The organism is Acidaminococcus hominis, assembly GCF_022484025.1.
Taxonomy (GTDB): Bacteria; Bacillota; Negativicutes; order Acidaminococcales; family Acidaminococcaceae; genus Acidaminococcus; species Acidaminococcus hominis.
The window spans coordinates 963,218-978,634 of record NZ_JAKVMG010000001.1 but is presented as its reverse complement, the minus strand read 5'-3'; the positions used below and the strand labels follow the sequence as shown (position 1 = coordinate 978,634).

10 protein-coding genes are annotated in these 15,417 nt (G+C 47.2%); 8 read left to right on the top strand and 2 right to left on the bottom strand.

The genetic code is table 11. From position 1 onward, the window contains the following. Nucleotides 1–22: 22 nt before the first annotated feature. Genes LKE88_RS04105 through LKE88_RS04095 form a run of 3 tightly spaced genes read left to right on the top strand, consistent with a single transcriptional unit; the run spans nt 23 to nt 5,616 of the window. Complete coding sequence (locus LKE88_RS04105) at nt 23–2,788, top strand: type I restriction endonuclease subunit R (RefSeq protein ID WP_231086603.1); 2,766 nt, start codon at nt 23–25, stop codon at nt 2,786–2,788. Between the two features lie 12 nt (nt 2,789–2,800). Then, nucleotides 2,801–4,369, top strand: a complete 1,569-nt coding sequence (locus LKE88_RS04100; protein ID WP_231086604.1) for a type I restriction-modification system subunit M — start codon at nt 2,801–2,803, stop codon at nt 4,367–4,369. A gap of 2 nt (nt 4,370–4,371) precedes the next feature. Then, on the top strand, nt 4,372–5,616 hold the full coding sequence (locus LKE88_RS04095) for a restriction endonuclease subunit S (protein WP_276802821.1): 1,245 nt from the start codon (nt 4,372–4,374) through the stop codon (nt 5,614–5,616). Here LKE88_RS04095 and LKE88_RS04090 read toward each other — a convergent pair. After that, a complete protein-coding gene (locus LKE88_RS04090; RefSeq protein WP_231086184.1) occupies nt 5,609–6,661 on the bottom strand; it encodes a restriction endonuclease subunit S domain-containing protein in 1,053 nt (350 codons plus the stop codon). The genes LKE88_RS04095 and LKE88_RS04090 overlap by 8 nt on opposite strands. Before the next feature lie 211 nt (nt 6,662–6,872). Here LKE88_RS04090 and LKE88_RS04085 point away from each other — a divergent pair, with 211 nt between their 5' ends. Next, nucleotides 6,873–7,535, top strand: coding sequence for a restriction endonuclease subunit S (locus LKE88_RS04085; protein ID WP_276802820.1), 663 nt, complete (start codon nt 6,873–6,875; stop codon nt 7,533–7,535). Here the strand turns inward: LKE88_RS04085 and LKE88_RS04080 are convergent. Next, the gene (locus LKE88_RS04080) at nt 7,528–8,628 is read right to left on the bottom strand and encodes a restriction endonuclease subunit S (RefSeq protein WP_276802819.1); all 1,101 of its coding nucleotides are present in this window, start codon (nt 8,626–8,628) and stop codon (nt 7,528–7,530) included. The two genes, LKE88_RS04085 and LKE88_RS04080, sit on opposite strands and share 8 nt — an antisense overlap. A 116-nt stretch (nt 8,629–8,744) precedes the next feature. Here LKE88_RS04080 and LKE88_RS04075 point away from each other — a divergent pair, with 116 nt between their 5' ends. From LKE88_RS04075 to gap, 4 genes are all read left to right on the top strand, one after another. Then, nucleotides 8,745–9,692 (top strand): tyrosine-type recombinase/integrase, encoded by a 948-nt coding sequence (locus LKE88_RS04075; protein ID WP_231086172.1) that lies wholly within the window; start codon nt 8,745–8,747, stop codon nt 9,690–9,692. A 664-nt stretch (nt 9,693–10,356) separates the two neighbouring features. Further along, complete coding sequence (locus LKE88_RS04070) at nt 10,357–12,624, top strand: M13 family metallopeptidase (RefSeq protein ID WP_118286921.1); 2,268 nt, start codon at nt 10,357–10,359, stop codon at nt 12,622–12,624. A 683-nt stretch (nt 12,625–13,307) separates the two neighbouring features. Beyond that, nucleotides 13,308–14,381 carry a sugar-binding transcriptional regulator gene (locus LKE88_RS04065; RefSeq protein ID WP_105327343.1) on the top strand — a complete coding sequence of 358 codons (1,074 nt, stop codon included), beginning with the start codon at nt 13,308–13,310 and terminating at the stop codon, nt 14,379–14,381. Between the two features lie 12 nt (nt 14,382–14,393). Beyond that, a complete protein-coding gene (gene gap / locus LKE88_RS04060) occupies nt 14,394–15,398 on the top strand; it encodes a type I glyceraldehyde-3-phosphate dehydrogenase (RefSeq protein WP_105327344.1) in 1,005 nt (334 codons plus the stop codon). The last annotated feature ends 19 nt before the right edge of the window (nt 15,399–15,417 follow it).

Here is a 15,417-nt window from a genome sequence, read left to right as displayed (position 1 = left end):
CTCAAGTATAGGAGATGAAGATATGGCATACCAAAGTGAAGCAGCCCTTGAACAGCAGTTCATAGAACAGCTCAATAAGCAGGGCTACACCAGCGTCTCTATACCAGACTATGACGCACTGGTAGAAAACTTCAAAGCTCAATTTGAAACCTTTAATTCAGCGAAGCTTGACCGCCCCTTGACCGACAAAGAATGGGAGCGTGTAATGAATATCATGCTCGGAAAATCTGTTTTCCAGAGCGCAAAGATCCTTCGAGATAAGTTCGTGTTGGAACGTGAGGACGGGACGAAGGTGTACCTCTCTTTCTTCGATGCCGACCACACAAAGAACATTTTTCAGGTGACAAATCAGACAACTGTTGTCGGCAAGTATGTCAATCGCTATGATGTGACAATACTCGTCAATGGTCTTCCTCTCATTCAAGTGGAGTTGAAGCGGCGTGGCATAGATATTCGAGAAGCCGTCAACCAAGTGATGCGCTATAAAAAACATTCCTACAACGGACTGTACCACTTCATTCAGCTTTTCGTTGTGTCCAATGGCGTTGATACAAAATACTTTGCCAACTCCGACAGAGATATGCTTCACAGTCTTGCCTTCTTCTGGACGGACTTCAACAATGTGCGTATCACCAATCTGAAAGAGTTTTCTATCTCCTTCCTTGCCAGAGATCATATCATCAAAATGCTGACGAGATACACCATTTTGAATGACACAGACAAGCTGCTCATGGTGATGCGTCCCTATCAGGTGTATGCGGTAGAGGCTCTTGTGCGGCAAGCAACCCTCACAAATCGCAACGCCTATGTTTGGCATACAACCGGCGCAGGAAAGACGCTGACTTCCTTTAAGACAGCACAAATCCTCGCAGCCAACCCCAATATCAAAAAGGTCATCTTTCTTGTAGACCGGAAGGACTTGGACTCCCAAACTACAGAAGAGTTCAACAAATTTGAAGCCGGTTCTGTTGATGCTACTGATAGAACTGATGTCCTTGTAAAACAGATGCAGGACAAAAACCGACAGCTCATCGTCACAACGATGCAGAAGATGGCGAACGCTGTGAAGCGTCCTCAATATGCAAAGGTTATGGATGCCTATAAGGACGAGAAAGTTGTCTTCATTATTGACGAGTGTCACCGTAGTCAGTTTGGTGATATGCACAAGGACATTGTTCGGCATTTCCAGAAGGCACAATTCTTCGGATTTACCGGCACACCTCGTTTTGAGGTCAACGGAAAGACGGAGGGAAAAATCACACAGACCACAGAAATGCTCTTTGGAGAATGCGTACATAACTATCTCATCAAGGATGCTATCTTCGACAACAATGTTCTTGGCTTCCATATTGAGTACATCAAGACGATGGAGGGTGATTTCGACTGGGACGATCCCACAATGGCAGATGGGATTGATGTAGGCGAACTCTATATGTCCGAGGAACGGATGTCGATGATCGCAAACCACATTGTCCAAAACCATAAAGCGAAGACAAGAAATGGTCAATACACAGCCATCTTTGCTGTCTCTTCGATTGAAGCTCTGGTCAAATACTATGACATCTTCAAGAAGATCAATCATGACCTGAACATCAGCGGTATCTTCTCCTATGGTCAGAACGAAGAAGCAGAAGGTAAAGATGAGCATAGTCGGGACGCTCTGGAACGGATCATCAAAGACTATAACGAGATGTACAGCACCAATTTCTCGACGGACACCTTCTCAGCCTATCACAAGGATATTTCAGACCGTGTAAAGGGAAAGAAAACCAAGTCCCTTGACATCCTTCTTGTAGTAAATATGTTCCTGACCGGCTTTGACAGCAAGCAGTTGTCCGTCCTCTATGTGGACAAAGATTTGAAATATCACGACCTACTGCAAGCCTACTCACGAACCAACCGTGTTGAAAAGGAAACGAAACCCTTTGGTATTATCATCTGCTACCGTAATCTGAAAAAGAGGACAGATGACGCTCTTACCCTATTTTCTCAGAGCCATGATACTTCTGGTATTGTTGTTCCCGACTATCCCTATTTCGTCGAGAAGTACAATGAAATGGTTACCCGTTTAAAAGAAATAGCGAAGACTCCAGAGGATATTGACACCATGCAGAACGAGGATGACCAGAAGCTTTTCGTTGAGACATTCCGTGAGCTGACCAAGTATTTGCAATCACTTCAAACCTTTATTGAGTTCAGCTTCGACCAAGACTCTCTCATCATGAACGAGCAGGAATATCAGGACTATAAGAGCAAGTATCTGATGCTTTACGCAAAGCAAAAGAAAGATCGTGAAGTTGTTTCCGTCCTGAACGATGTGGATTTCTGCATTGAGCTGATGGAAAGTGACCGAATCAATGTTGCTTATATCATGAACCTTATCCGCAACATTCACTTCGATGATGCCAAACAGAAGGATTATGATATTAAGCATATCAAGGAAGAACTGGGAAGAACTGATAATCCGCAGTTGCTCCGCAAGGTGGAGATTCTGCAAGCCTTTTTGGAGCGTGTTGTTGTGGGGCTGGAAAGCGCAGATGAAATTGACGCTGCCTACAATGACTTTGAAAATGAGGCAAAGCGTGAAGAAATTGTCGCCTTTGCTCATACAGAAGAAATTGATCCTACCATGCTGACCGACTTCATCTCAGAATATGAGTTTTCCGGCACAATGGATGCCGGTAACATCCGTGACCGTATCGAAAAACCAATGCCGCTGCTGAAAAAACGCTCTTTGGTGAACAGAATTGTAGACTTTATCCGGCAGCACACCGAAAAATTTCAATAAGGAGAATGTAAAATGGACAACAGTATTCAGGCGCACCAGAAAGAGCTTTGCAATAAGCTTTGGGCGATGGCAAACGCACTCCGGGGTAATATGGAGGCGTATGAGTTTAAGAACTACATCTTGGGCATGATTTTCTACTACTATCTGTCTGACCGTACAGAAAAGTACATGGCGAATCTTCTGAAAGACGATGGCATCAGCTATGAAGATGCATGGGCTGATGAGGAATACAAGGAAGCCGTTGTAGAAGAGGCTCTGCGTGATCTGGGCTTTATCATTGAACCGCAATTCCTGTTCCGCAAGATGGTCAAGATGGTTGAAAACCGTTCCTTCGACATTGAGTTTTTGCAGAAAGCAATTAACGCCCTTATGGAGTCTACTCTTGGCAACGATTCTCAAGAGGACTTCGACGGGCTGTTCTCTGATATGCAACTCGACTCTACGAAACTGGGGCATACCGTCAAAGATAGAAGTGCTGTCATGGCAAAAATCATTGCCTCTCTGGACGAAATCAACTTCGGAGTAGAAGACACAAAGATTGATGTTCTTGGCAATGCCTATGAGTATCTGATCGGTCAATTCGCTGCAACAGCCGGTAAGAAGGCTGGCGAGTTCTACACTCCTTCAGGTCCTGCCGAGCTGCTGTGCCGTCTGGCTTGTCTTGGACTAACGGATGTCAAGGACGCAGCCGATCCCACTTGCGGCTCTGGCTCTCTTCTGCTGCGCCTCAAAAACTATGCAAATGTGCGCAACTACTATGGTCAGGAGCTTACTTCCACCACCTATAACCTTGCCCGAATGAATATGATCCTTCGTGGCATTCCTTACCGCAATTTCAATATCTACAACGGGGACACTTTGGAGCATGACTACTTCGGTGACATGAAGTTCCGTGTACAGGTTGCCAATCCTCCGTATTCCGCAAAGTGGTCTGGCGATTTGAGTTTCATGGAAGATCCCCGGTTCAACGAATACGGCAAGCTTGCCCCGAAGAGCAAGGCTGACTTTGCTTTTGTGCAGCACATGGTACATCACATGGATGAGGACGGACGAGCTGTTGTGCTGCTTCCTCATGGCGTTCTGTTCCGTGGTGCAGCGGAAGAAGTGATCCGTAAACACCTTATCCAGAAGTTGAATGTGCTGGATGCCGTGATTGGTCTCCCTGCCAATCTCTTCTTCGGCACAGGCATTCCGGTGTGTGTCCTTGTCCTCAAGAGAGAACGCAACGGCAATTCCGACAACATTCTGTTCATTGATGCTTCCAATGATTTTGAAGCTGGCAAGAACCAGAATATTCTCCGTGAGTGCGATATTGATAAGATCGTCGAGACCTATGAGCGCCGTGAAGATGTGGACAAGTATGCTCATGTTGCAACCATGCAGGAGATTGAAGAGAACGGTTTCAACCTCAATATTCCCCGATATGTTGATACCTTTGAGCCGGAAGAAGAAATTGACCTGAACGAAGTAGCTGCGGAAATCCGCAAGCTGCAAAGTGAAATTAAGGAGATTGATGCAGAGCTGAAACCGTTTTTTGACGAACTGGGACTTGATTTCCCGTTTGAAGTGGAGGGCAAATAATTATGGCAAATGTATCCTCAAGTAACGGTCTCGAAAAGCGCCCAAAGCTACGCTTCCCGGACTTTGACGAGCCGTGGAGAGCTGAAAGGTTATCCGACTTTGTTGACCGTGTAACACGAAAGAATAGCCAGAATCAAACTGACCTGCCGCTTACAATCTCATCAAAAGACGGCTTAGTAGATCAGGTGAGTTATTTTAATAAGACAGTGGCCAGCAAAGATATGAGCGGGTACTACCTGCTTCTTAATGGGGAGTACGCATACAACAAAAGCTACTCCGTGGGATATGACTTCGGCTCTATTAAGCGCTTGGATCGCTACCCGATGGGTGCTTTATCGACACTCTACATTTGTTTTGCCCTTAAAAAGCATGATAGCGATTTTATCAAGGCTTATTTTGATTCACTCAAATGGTACAGGGAAATCTATATGATTTCAGCGGAAGGTGCCCGAAATCACGGCTTACTCAATATTCCAACAGACGAGTTCTTTGAGACCAAACACTATCTGCCGCAGAACCTTAATGAGCAGCGGAAAATTGCCGATTTCATAATTGCTTTAGAGCGCAGGATCGACGCACAGCAGTCGTTAGTAGACAACCTCAAGAAGTATAAAAGAGGATTGCTTAGAACTGTGTTTTCTGAAAAATGCAGCCACTCACTTTTGCGTGATACAGTAAATCGAAGAATAGATGAAGTATGCGATGTTCTGAGCGGAAAGCGCATTCCAAAAGGAGAGACTTTTGCTCCCTATCCCACAGAATACCGGTATATAACGGTATCGGATATGGGCGAAAAATATGTGTGCTTAGACACCTTACAGTACATTGCAGGCCACACCGAAAAGCAAATTTCTCGATATAAAGTCAGAAATGGCGACATTATTATTTCTGTTGCTGGTACTCTTGGAAAGCTAAACATCATTACTCCTGACTTAGATGGAGTAAATTTGACTGAAAACTGTGACCGCTTCACAAATTTTAGAGGGATCATTCCTGAATACCTTTACTATGTACTTTCGTCTGATCTAATTCAATCGCAGATTGAAGCCTCGAAAACTAAAAACGGACAGCCGAAGTTGGCACTCGAACGCATTAGAAACTTTGTGATTCCCGTACCTCATCAAGTAAGGCAAGAGCAGTTTGTCGGCGTAATGAGCAGCATTGATAAGTACATTACCTCACAACAAGCGATTCTCAATAGTTATTGCAAAGTAAGAATAGGTTTACTACAACAGCTCTTTATATAAAGAGCTGTTGCAAGAAAATTTTTTTAGCATCCTCAAGATAGTCCAATAGTGTCTGCTCACTCTTGATTCTGTATTCTATTCCTGAAAAGATTGTGCCAATTTGTTTTTGGGTTTCGAGATCAGGTACTCGGATTGGAACCTCAAGAAAATCATCTGCATATATCCGATACTGTCCATAGAGGCATCCTTGGCGATATTTTAGTATTCTATGTAGTACAGATTTCTGTTGAATTGCTTCACTTATAAACCACGGATCAGCACCGGAAATCGAGAAAATCTCATATACATCGGAAATAACCGCAGATCCGTACAAATTAAGCCCAATAGAGCCTACATCAAGATTGTTTGAGCTATATATAAAATCGTTAAGATCGGTGCGCTTATACAACTTTGTGCTTGCATCTTTTACAAGAAATGCCCTATCATAGCGTTCTCCCTTATCACACACCCCGCCTGTTGCAGTGAAAGCCATAAGCGGAGCATCGGGAGTCGGAAGTTGTTTAATGTTTTTCGGGCTTAGATAATCGCCAATTTTATGAATATCCCAAGCTGATTTCGTAACCTTAATCTTTTCGCATAATATCTCGTGAAGCAGTCCTCTTTTATACTTCTTGAGAGCATTCACAATTTGCTCCTGCGTTTCAATCCTGCGGTTTAGCATATCAAATAATGCCGAAATCTTTTCCTGTTCAGCAGCCGCACAGTAGGGTATTCCAAGCCACTTGAAAGCATCATAACTTATCTGCCTCCCATCACGAATCCCTTCAACCGCCTTTGAGAGGACATGGTTAATAAACTCATCAGTGTGGAAATATGCTTCGTAAAACAGGCTCGAATGTGGCTTGCTGCAACGCAGAATAGTATAAGCGGGACTTACAATTCCGGTCTCATGCGCCATTTCAAGTCCGCCCTCAAAGGAACGAAGATGAATTATATAGTCGCCTTTTTCTACCCTCTTATAGTTTGAGAGAGACGCATTATCATAGTGAATATTCCGCCCCGACTTGTCTCTTGGTAAAGTGCCTTTTCCTTGAACGATGGTCAAAACGGTGTCATCAGGGTGATTTTTGTCGGTAATATTCTTGAACAGGCTCTCTGCCTTACATATTTCCCACGGCTCGTCAAAGCCCGGGAAGCGCAGCCTCGGGCGCTTTTCGAGACCGTTACTTGAGGGTTATTCAGACTGTCAAAATCAATACCGCATCATAGAAAAATCCCTTGCAGTAGCAGAGGTAAATCCGCTATTGCAAGGGATTTTGGCGTTAATCAAGCGTTTCTGCGTACTTGAACAGAAGTATAAAAGAGGATTACAAAACCGATTTTTCTTTAAGCGATCACATCTGTCAAGAACAATTTCTGGAATCAGCTCGCATGAAGTCAAGCCGTTAGGGAGCAAAGTTCAGATCAATCCAAAAACAGAATCGCTTCCAGAAGCGTTCATATATATTGACTTAGAGTGTGTAGAGGCGGGGGTTTTGCATAGCAAAAAGCTTATTTCTCGTAACTCTGCACCAAGTCGAGCACAAAGGCTTTTGAAGGAAGGCGATTTAATCTATCAAATGGTTCGACCTTACCAAAAGAACAATTACTATTTCCAAAAGGCTTTTGAATATCCAACAGTTGCATCTACCGGATATGCACAAATCCGATGCTCAGAGGTGGACACTCAATTCATATACGAGCAACTTTCGTCAGACTATTTTGCCCGTGAAGCGATGCTTCGCAGTACAGGTACAGGGTATCCAGCTATCAATGCAGATGATCTTGCGGAAATTCCCATTTGGATTCCTCCACTTGACCAGCAGGAGAAAGTTGGTGCGACTTTATCCTTTATCGGGGCAAAGATAGAAGTACATCAAAAAATGCTTTATGCTTTATGCAGAGTTAAATCCTCTTTGCTGCAACAGCTCTTTATATAAAGAGCTGTTGCAATAGCGATGCCTTCAATTTGTTCAAGCACAAGAGCACTGAGTCCGCAAAGGTAATCTTTTGATCCAGCCCCGCAAGAAGAGAGACCGCCTTACGCTGAGCAGAAAAATCAGGGATAAAAAACTCGGCTTTTTCAATATTAGACCACTCTGCTCTCGGCATCTTTGTACCTGAGCTGATGTTGGCAACTCGAAGGAACTGCTCAGTTTGAACAAGGTAGAACAAGAACTTCGGCAAAACGACATCTGTCGGAATAAGCGCCCATATCTCCGATGAGCAAACCATCGTCTGTTGAGCAAAAGCATATTTACGAAGATAAGGGCGCAGCTTGCCAAAAAGTGTGTCACCGGACAGTGCTATATTTTTTATGCTGCTTTGCGTTGTTGATGGAACTGTGGCAAGGATTTTTCCTGTTTCCGGTTCGATGTTCTCCAACTCCACACAGGGATATTCGATGTCAGAAGAGGGATCATATTTCTCGCTTCTCCTTTGGGCGATTTCTGAAAAAAAGTGTTTTGTGGTTGTCCATCCAGGAGTTGACTTTTCACCGAGCAAGCATGAAAGCAATCCTCTTTTATACTTCTTGAGCTGTTCGACAAGCGTTGCCTGTGCTGCGATTCTTTTATCGAGGGTAACAAGTAATGAGGCAACTTTTTCCTGCTCTGTAACTCTCGGCAAATACACCTTGATCGTCTTTATCTGTGGATATTTCAAATTCCATGTGTCGGAGGTCATACCCTGTGAGTTCTTTCTGAACTCGTTGATTAGTTTATAGTTCTTAAAAAGTGCTGCAAAATACTCATTGCAGATAGGGAGCTTTGCTGTGAGAACAGTATAGGCAGGACTGACAATGCCGTCATAAGGAGACACACCATTTGCGCCTTGCCACATCCTCATTGAGTTATAAACCATATCACCCTTGCAAACGACCTTGTAATTGCTTTTATCTTCGCTTGAGTTGTCTTTCCCCTCAATTTCGGAACGCTGCATAACTCCACCATTCATTGTGACAGAAAGCAACTCCATATCAGCCGCCCCACGCTCACTGCGTTCAGCGTAGATGTCTCCTATACGATACAGCACATACGGCTCGTCAAAGCCCGGAAAGCGGAGTTTCGGACGCTTTTCGAGACCGTTACTTGAGGATTGAACCGCACATCCTCGTCCTCCACAGGATAATAGTCGTGGAGGTGGTCAATATGACTAACAATACACAATTTAAGACGCTGTTGAACACTTGGCTAAATCAGAAGAAGCCAATGATCACACCGTCAACTCATGCCAGTTTCACGCTAATTGCCGAAAACCACTTAATACCCTACTTCGGCAAGCGAAAGATCGGCAGCATCACCGAGACGGATATTCAGAGCTACATATCGTATCTCTACGAATCCGGGCGGTTGGACAAGTCCGGTGGTCTCACTGTGAAGACCATACGAGATGTGATTCTCGTACTGCGACTTGCTATGGAGTTTGCCTACAAGGAAAGGGCAATACCGCTGCTCAACTGGGACTTGATAGAGTACCCAAAAGAGCTGGGTGTCAAGAAAGTGGTATCGCTATCCAAAGATCAGGAGCAAGCTCTTATTCAGTGCATCTACATGAACCTGAATAGGAAGACCGCTGGCATTCTCATTGCACTGTTTACCGGGGTGCGGATCGGTGAACTTTGCGGCTTGCAAATGAAGGACATCTCGCTGACGGATAAAACCATCAGCATCAACAAAACCGTCCAGCGCATCTATGACAAGAAAAAGGGCGAGTCCTATCTGCACATAGGACCGCCAAAGACCAAAACATCAGCTCGGACAATTCCCGTACCGTCGTTGCTGATGAATATTATCAAGAAGTTCTACACAGAAAACCCCAACCATTACTTCTTGACTGGCAAGACGAAGCCAACAGAACCTCGCACATACCGACAGTTCTTTTCCCGTTTTTTGAAGCGAAATGGGCTGCAAAAGGTAAAGTTCCACGAGATCCGGCACACTTTCGCAGTACGGGCAATCGAGATACCGGAGTTTGACATTAAATCGCTTTCGGAGATTTTAGGGCATAAAAATGTCTCCTTCACGCTGAATGTCTATGGCAGCGCAAATCTCCAGCAGAAAGTCAAGTGCATGAATCTTCTGAACGATCTGCTGTAAAAAAAAGAGCCTCAGCCGACACCCCACAAAGGGCATCGGCTGTGGCTCTTTGTGTTTTATGATATTCTAATGACGGCGCAAAACGACCTTTGTCCTGACATTCTTTCGGTGAAACTTGTGCAGACAATAAAAAAGGAAAATTAGGATAGAATTTTTTATGGAATCGTGTTATAATACTTCCAAGCCACCAATTCATCAGGCTCAAGCAAAACCCATGATAGGATGGCCCAGATAGATTTTTGATAGCAAAAGTCCGAATAGACCTTAGGATAAGGATAATCTGTATCAAATAAAACCACGACGAATCAAATCCGCTATACAAAAAAGTTTAGAAATGGATTTAACTCGGCGAGTGGGAATAAAACAAAACGTAAAACCTCTGCAAGGGCCTGAAAGGGCTTTTGCAGGGGTTTCTTTTTGGTTGGAATGGGTGATGAATGTCCACTCTATACGCACGGAAGGGTGGAACTTATTTCCTAGAAATTTGCTCTAATAATGACACTCCAGGACATAGTCAACCGCTGCCGTACATAATGTTACTTATAAAATTGCACTATTTCCGGAAAACGCTTATAATAACAATAGAGGATAGTAGAATTTTCAGCAATTTCTTTATACCTGTAGGGGAGTTTTCCTCTACAGTTTGGATAGAGGGGGGATTCTTATGAAAGGAAAAGAAAGAATCGTACAGGTTCTGCTGGCGCTTCTTTTGGCAGGTTTGCTGCCAGGCGGTCAAGTTCAGGCCGTCGGACCCTGCGTAAGAATGGGCCCCGTGTTCCCCCAAGCAGCCCTTAAATCTGAGGCTATGCCCGTTTTGGATATTGGCATTACCAAGGTGCCCCTGGAGGATGAGCTGCTGCCCGTTCCCATTATTACCCATACGAACAAGCTGAGCATTTGCGGCGGAGAGAAGTCCCCGGACGAGCCCAAGCCCCAGGTGCAGCCTATTAGCACCACGGCCAGCAGCAGTAACGACAGCGGCATCAATCTCAAGGGCGGGCATCCGTGGGTGGATTCCAATGCCAAAAGTAATGTGACGGCGAACACGCCTGCTTCCCCTGGGGAAGACTACAGCATTTACGCCAACAAGCAATGGATTCTCACCAGCGAAATCAAGCCCGACAAAGTAGAAAAGGGCGCTTTTGATGATGCGGAAGAAGTGATGAACCAGAAGCTCCACGGCCTTTTGCAGGATTCGTCCCTGACCGGGCACAATGCGGAGCTGGTCCAGGCTTTGTATCATAAATATTTGGACTGGGACGCCCGGAACAAACTGGGGGTGCAGCCCCTGAAACAGGAAATGGCAGCCATTCAGAACGTCAAGACCCTGGGCGAACTGTCCAAACTGCTCAGCAGCCGGGAAGGGCTGCTTTATCCCAACTACATTATCAGCTACGTCATGCCCCAATGGGAGGATACCTCTGTCTATGGGGTAGGGATTCAGGATGGGTTTGACACGCTGCTGGGCTTTACCACCGAGTTTACCGTGCGGACGGACGTGGGCCGGCGCCGGAATGAGGCCAACCAGCTGGCTTTTGGCAAGATGATGGAGCGGCTGGGGTATACCCAAAAGGACGCCGTTGCCATGTACAAGGATGCCCTGGAGCTGGAAGCTGAGCTGGCGGAATATGTCTATACCAGCGAGGACAAGCTTTCCCAGAACTTTATCGCCATGAACCGGAACCCCATGACCCCAGCTCAGGTGGAAGCCCTGGTGCCCAATTATCCGCTCCATGCGTATTTTGTCACCCGGAGAATGGATAAGGCCAAGGTCATCAATGTGGAGCATCCGGCGTATTTGAGAGGTTTTAACCAGCTGTATACGCAAAGAAACCTGAATCGGTTCAAAAATGATATGCTGGTGCGGCTGGTACTGAGCCGGCTGCAATCCCTGGACCGGGCAGCAGATGATGTAGGCTGGGAATTCAACAAGATGAACTTTGGCTTTGGCCGGCCTTCGGACGAACGGCTGGCCCTGCGGGAAGTGAAGCGGGATCTGCTGGAGCCCCTGGAACAGGTGTACCTGGCCAGCTATGCGTCGCCCCAAATGAAAGCGGATATTACGAATCTGTGCAAAAAGATTATTTCCTACTACCGGACCATGCTCCAGGAGGAAACCTGGTTGTCTGACGCAACCCGGCAGATGGCCCTGCGAAAGCTGGACCACATGGTAATCCACGCGGCTTACCCTAATAAGTTCTACGACTACGGGTCCCTGGACATTTCCCAGGATTCCTTCTGGGAGGCTCAGCGCAAGTGCAAGCTGTTTGCCCTGGAACGGGCCTTTGACCGGGTGGATACCAAGGTGGATCCGGATGACTGGAACCAGAACATCCTCCAGTGCAACGCTTCCTATTATCCTTTGGACAATTCCATCAACATCATGGTGGGTATCCTGAATCCGCCGTTCTATGTGCCGGGTATGGCGGACGAGGAGCTGTACGGGGGTATTGGCGCCGTAATTGGGCACGAAATCACCCACGCCTTTGATACCAACGGGGCCCAGTTTGATGAGAAGGGGAACCTGAGAAATTGGTGGACCAAGGTGGACTACGAAAAGTTCCAGGATCGGGCTAAGAGGGTACGGGAGTATTATGACAACATTGTGCCCTTTGACGGGATTCATCTGAACGGGGCTTTTATTCAGACGGAAGCCATTGCGGATATGACGGGACTGAAGGCTATGCTGTCCATTCTGGCCCAGAAACCCAATGCGGACTACGACCGGTTCTTCCGGGCCTACGCCAAAATCTGGGCCTATCTGGCCACGCCCCAGGCCATCAAGTACATCCTGTATCACGATGTGCACCCGCTGTCGTACCTGCGGATTAATGTGACCTTGCAGCAGTTCGATGAATTCTATCGGACGTATCACGTGAAGAAAGGCGATACCATGTACCTGGATCCGGAGGACCGGATTCTGGTGTGGTAGAAATGCTTTGCTTATCAGCTAAAGACCAGCCCGGGGAGCAGTGCTTCCCGGGCTGACTTGGTTGTGGGGAGAAGGGGAAACTTCCTTGGTTAAGCTCGTGACGCTTGAAGAAGGCATTCAAACCGCTATCGGTCAATCACCAGCTGGAATGTAGCATTAGCATCGGTAAGAAACAGAAACCTGTTGGATAGGAGCGGCCCCTACAAGCGTTGCGCTCATATCCAATAGTCCATCAGCTTTTTAAGGGACTATTGGTTAATATGAGCCATGTGATAGCATTCCAAGAAGCGAGCTCGGAGAGCGAAGCTGATTGGCATAATGCGAACCACTCAGGGGCTGGCATCCCGAAGGGATGACTGAGGAAGTTTAATCTTTTTACAGCCCCAAAGGAAGTTTCTTCACTTGTCTGCTTAACGGTTCGCCGTGCTCTGCGAGCAGCCGCGCACTGCCGTGCTTGCTCCTTGGAAGGCTATCACAGGGGCCAATTAAGAAGAATTGACACTATTCTTATTTTCGAAAGCTGAAAATGATAATCTGTGGCAGGCTGTCCGTGCTTGCGTACTCCTGTGCCGCCCATAAAAACAGTGGCAAGGCTGAAGGGATATGATATAATAGAGGCGGAGCAATGTGACTTTATTTTTTTCAGTGAAGGTGGGACGTAAAAAGTACCACGGGGGACAGATATGAAACCAATGAGCTTGGATCAAGTAATCAATCTACAAAACAAACTGGTTCCGGAAATGGTCCAGCTGCTGATTGAGCGCTACAAGGTACTGCGCCAGATCAGCCACGACCAGCCCGTAGGGCGGCGTACTTTGGCCAAGACCCTGGGAATCAGCGAACGGATCCTGCGCTCCCATGTGGATTTTCTCAAGGAGGCAGGTCTTTTGGACTTCTCCCTGACGGGGATGAGCATTACAGAAGAAGGCGCTGCCCTGCTGCAGGAATTGCAGGACTATGTGAACCGTCTGCAAAAATTGTCGTCCCTGGCCCAGCTCCTGGAAGAAAAGCTCCATTTGCAGAAAGCAGTGGTGATTCCAGGAGATGCAGACCTGGATCCGGTGGGCACCCGGGAAATTGGCCGGGTGGCAGCGGGCATCCTGCTGCGGCTGCTGGGGGACCACAAAGCCCATATTGTGGCGGTTACCGGGGGTACCACCATGGCGGCTCTTGCCGAAAACATCTACGGCAATGAACCCCATTGCACGGTAGTGCCTGCCCGGGGCGGACTGGGGGACAAAATGGAACTCCAGGCCAATACCATTGCCACGGTGCTGGCAGGCCGGTTGAAAACCAAGTACCTGCAGCTGTACGTTCCCGACAGCGTCAGTGAGGACGTGCTGGACAAGATTCTGGAAGAAGACGCAGGGGTGAAGCAGGTGGTGGAAACCATCAAAAGTGCTGACATCCTGGTCCATGGCATGGGACAAGCCCAGGTCATGGCCGAAAAGCGGGGCGTAGATCCCTGCATCATTGCCCGCCTGAAAGAGGAGGGGGCCGTAGGGGAAGCCCTGGGCCAATATTTTAGTTTGGATGGCAGGGTGGTCTATAGTACGGATACCCTGGGCCTGATGGTCAACGATCTGGAAAAGATTCATACGGTCATGGGCATTGCCGGGGGCCATTCCAAGGGACCGGCCATCCTTTCCGTGCTGCGCAGCGGCAAACAGGATATCCTGGTAACCGACGAGGCAGCAGCCCGGGAAATCATCAATTGTTTACAGATGGAAAACAATCATAAGCTGGATAACATTTAGGAGGAATGAAAAATGGTAAAAGTTGGTATTAACGGTTTTGGTCGTATTGGTCGCTGCGCTCTGCGCATTGCTGTAAAGAACCCGGAAGTAGAAGTGGTTGCAGTCAACGCCCGTTCTGGGATTGACACCTATGCCCATCTGCTGAAATACGATTCCGTCCATGGTACCTTTGATCTGGACGTACGGGTTGACGGCGACATCATGCACGTTGGCGACAAAGCCATCAAATTCACCCATTACACCGACCCCAAAGAAATTCCCTGGGGCGAACTGGGCGTAGATGTTGTACTGGAAACCACCGGCAAATTCAAGAGCCGTGAACAGGTACAACCCCATCTGGACAACGGCGCCAAGAAAGTCCTGATTGCCGCTCCGGCCAAAAACGAAGACATCACCATCGTACTGGGCGTTAACGAAGACCAATACGATCCGGCAAAACATAACATCATTTCCAATGCTTCCTGCACCACCAACTGCCTGGCTCCTTTCACCAAAGTACTGCTGGACAACTTCGGCATTGAAAACGGCATGATGACCACCGTTCACTCCTACACCAACGACCAGAAGATTCTGGACGCTGCCCATAAGGACCTGAGACGTGCCCGTGCCGGCGCCTGCTCCATCATTCCTACCACCACCGGCGCTGCCAAAGCCATCGCCCTGGTACTGCCTGAACTGAAAGGCAAACTGAACGGTATGGCCATCCGCGTCCCGACTCCGGACGTTTCCCTGACCGACCTGGTAGTGAACCTGAAGAAAGAAACCACCAAAGAAGAAATCAACGAAGCCATGAGAGTTGCTTCCGAAACCACCATGAAGGGCATTCTGGGCTACAACGAACTGCCCCTGGTTTCCAAAGACTACAGCGGCTGCCCGCTGAGCTCCATTGTTGACGGCCTGTCCACCATGATGGTTGGTCCCAAGACCGCCAAAGTAGTTTCCTGGTACGACAACGAATGGGGTTATTCCAACCGTTTGGTTGAACTGGCCATCTTCGTAGCCAAAAAAGGTCTGTAAGAGAAAGGCGGGTACAACC

Coding starts and splice junctions, on each gene's coding strand:
- gap (WP_105327344.1), top strand. CDS start 14,394: ATGGTAAAAGTTGGTATTAACGGTTTTGGTCGTATTGGTCGCTGCGCT.
- LKE88_RS04095 (WP_276802821.1), top strand. CDS start 4,372: ATGGCAAATGTATCCTCAAGTAACGGTCTCGAAAAGCGCCCAAAGCTA.
- LKE88_RS04070 (WP_118286921.1), top strand. CDS start 10,357: ATGAAAGGAAAAGAAAGAATCGTACAGGTTCTGCTGGCGCTTCTTTTG.
- LKE88_RS04100 (WP_231086604.1), top strand. CDS start 2,801: ATGGACAACAGTATTCAGGCGCACCAGAAAGAGCTTTGCAATAAGCTT.
- LKE88_RS04105 (WP_231086603.1), top strand. CDS start 23: ATGGCATACCAAAGTGAAGCAGCCCTTGAACAGCAGTTCATAGAACAG.
- LKE88_RS04075 (WP_231086172.1), top strand. CDS start 8,745: ATGACTAACAATACACAATTTAAGACGCTGTTGAACACTTGGCTAAAT.
- LKE88_RS04065 (WP_105327343.1), top strand. CDS start 13,308: ATGAAACCAATGAGCTTGGATCAAGTAATCAATCTACAAAACAAACTG.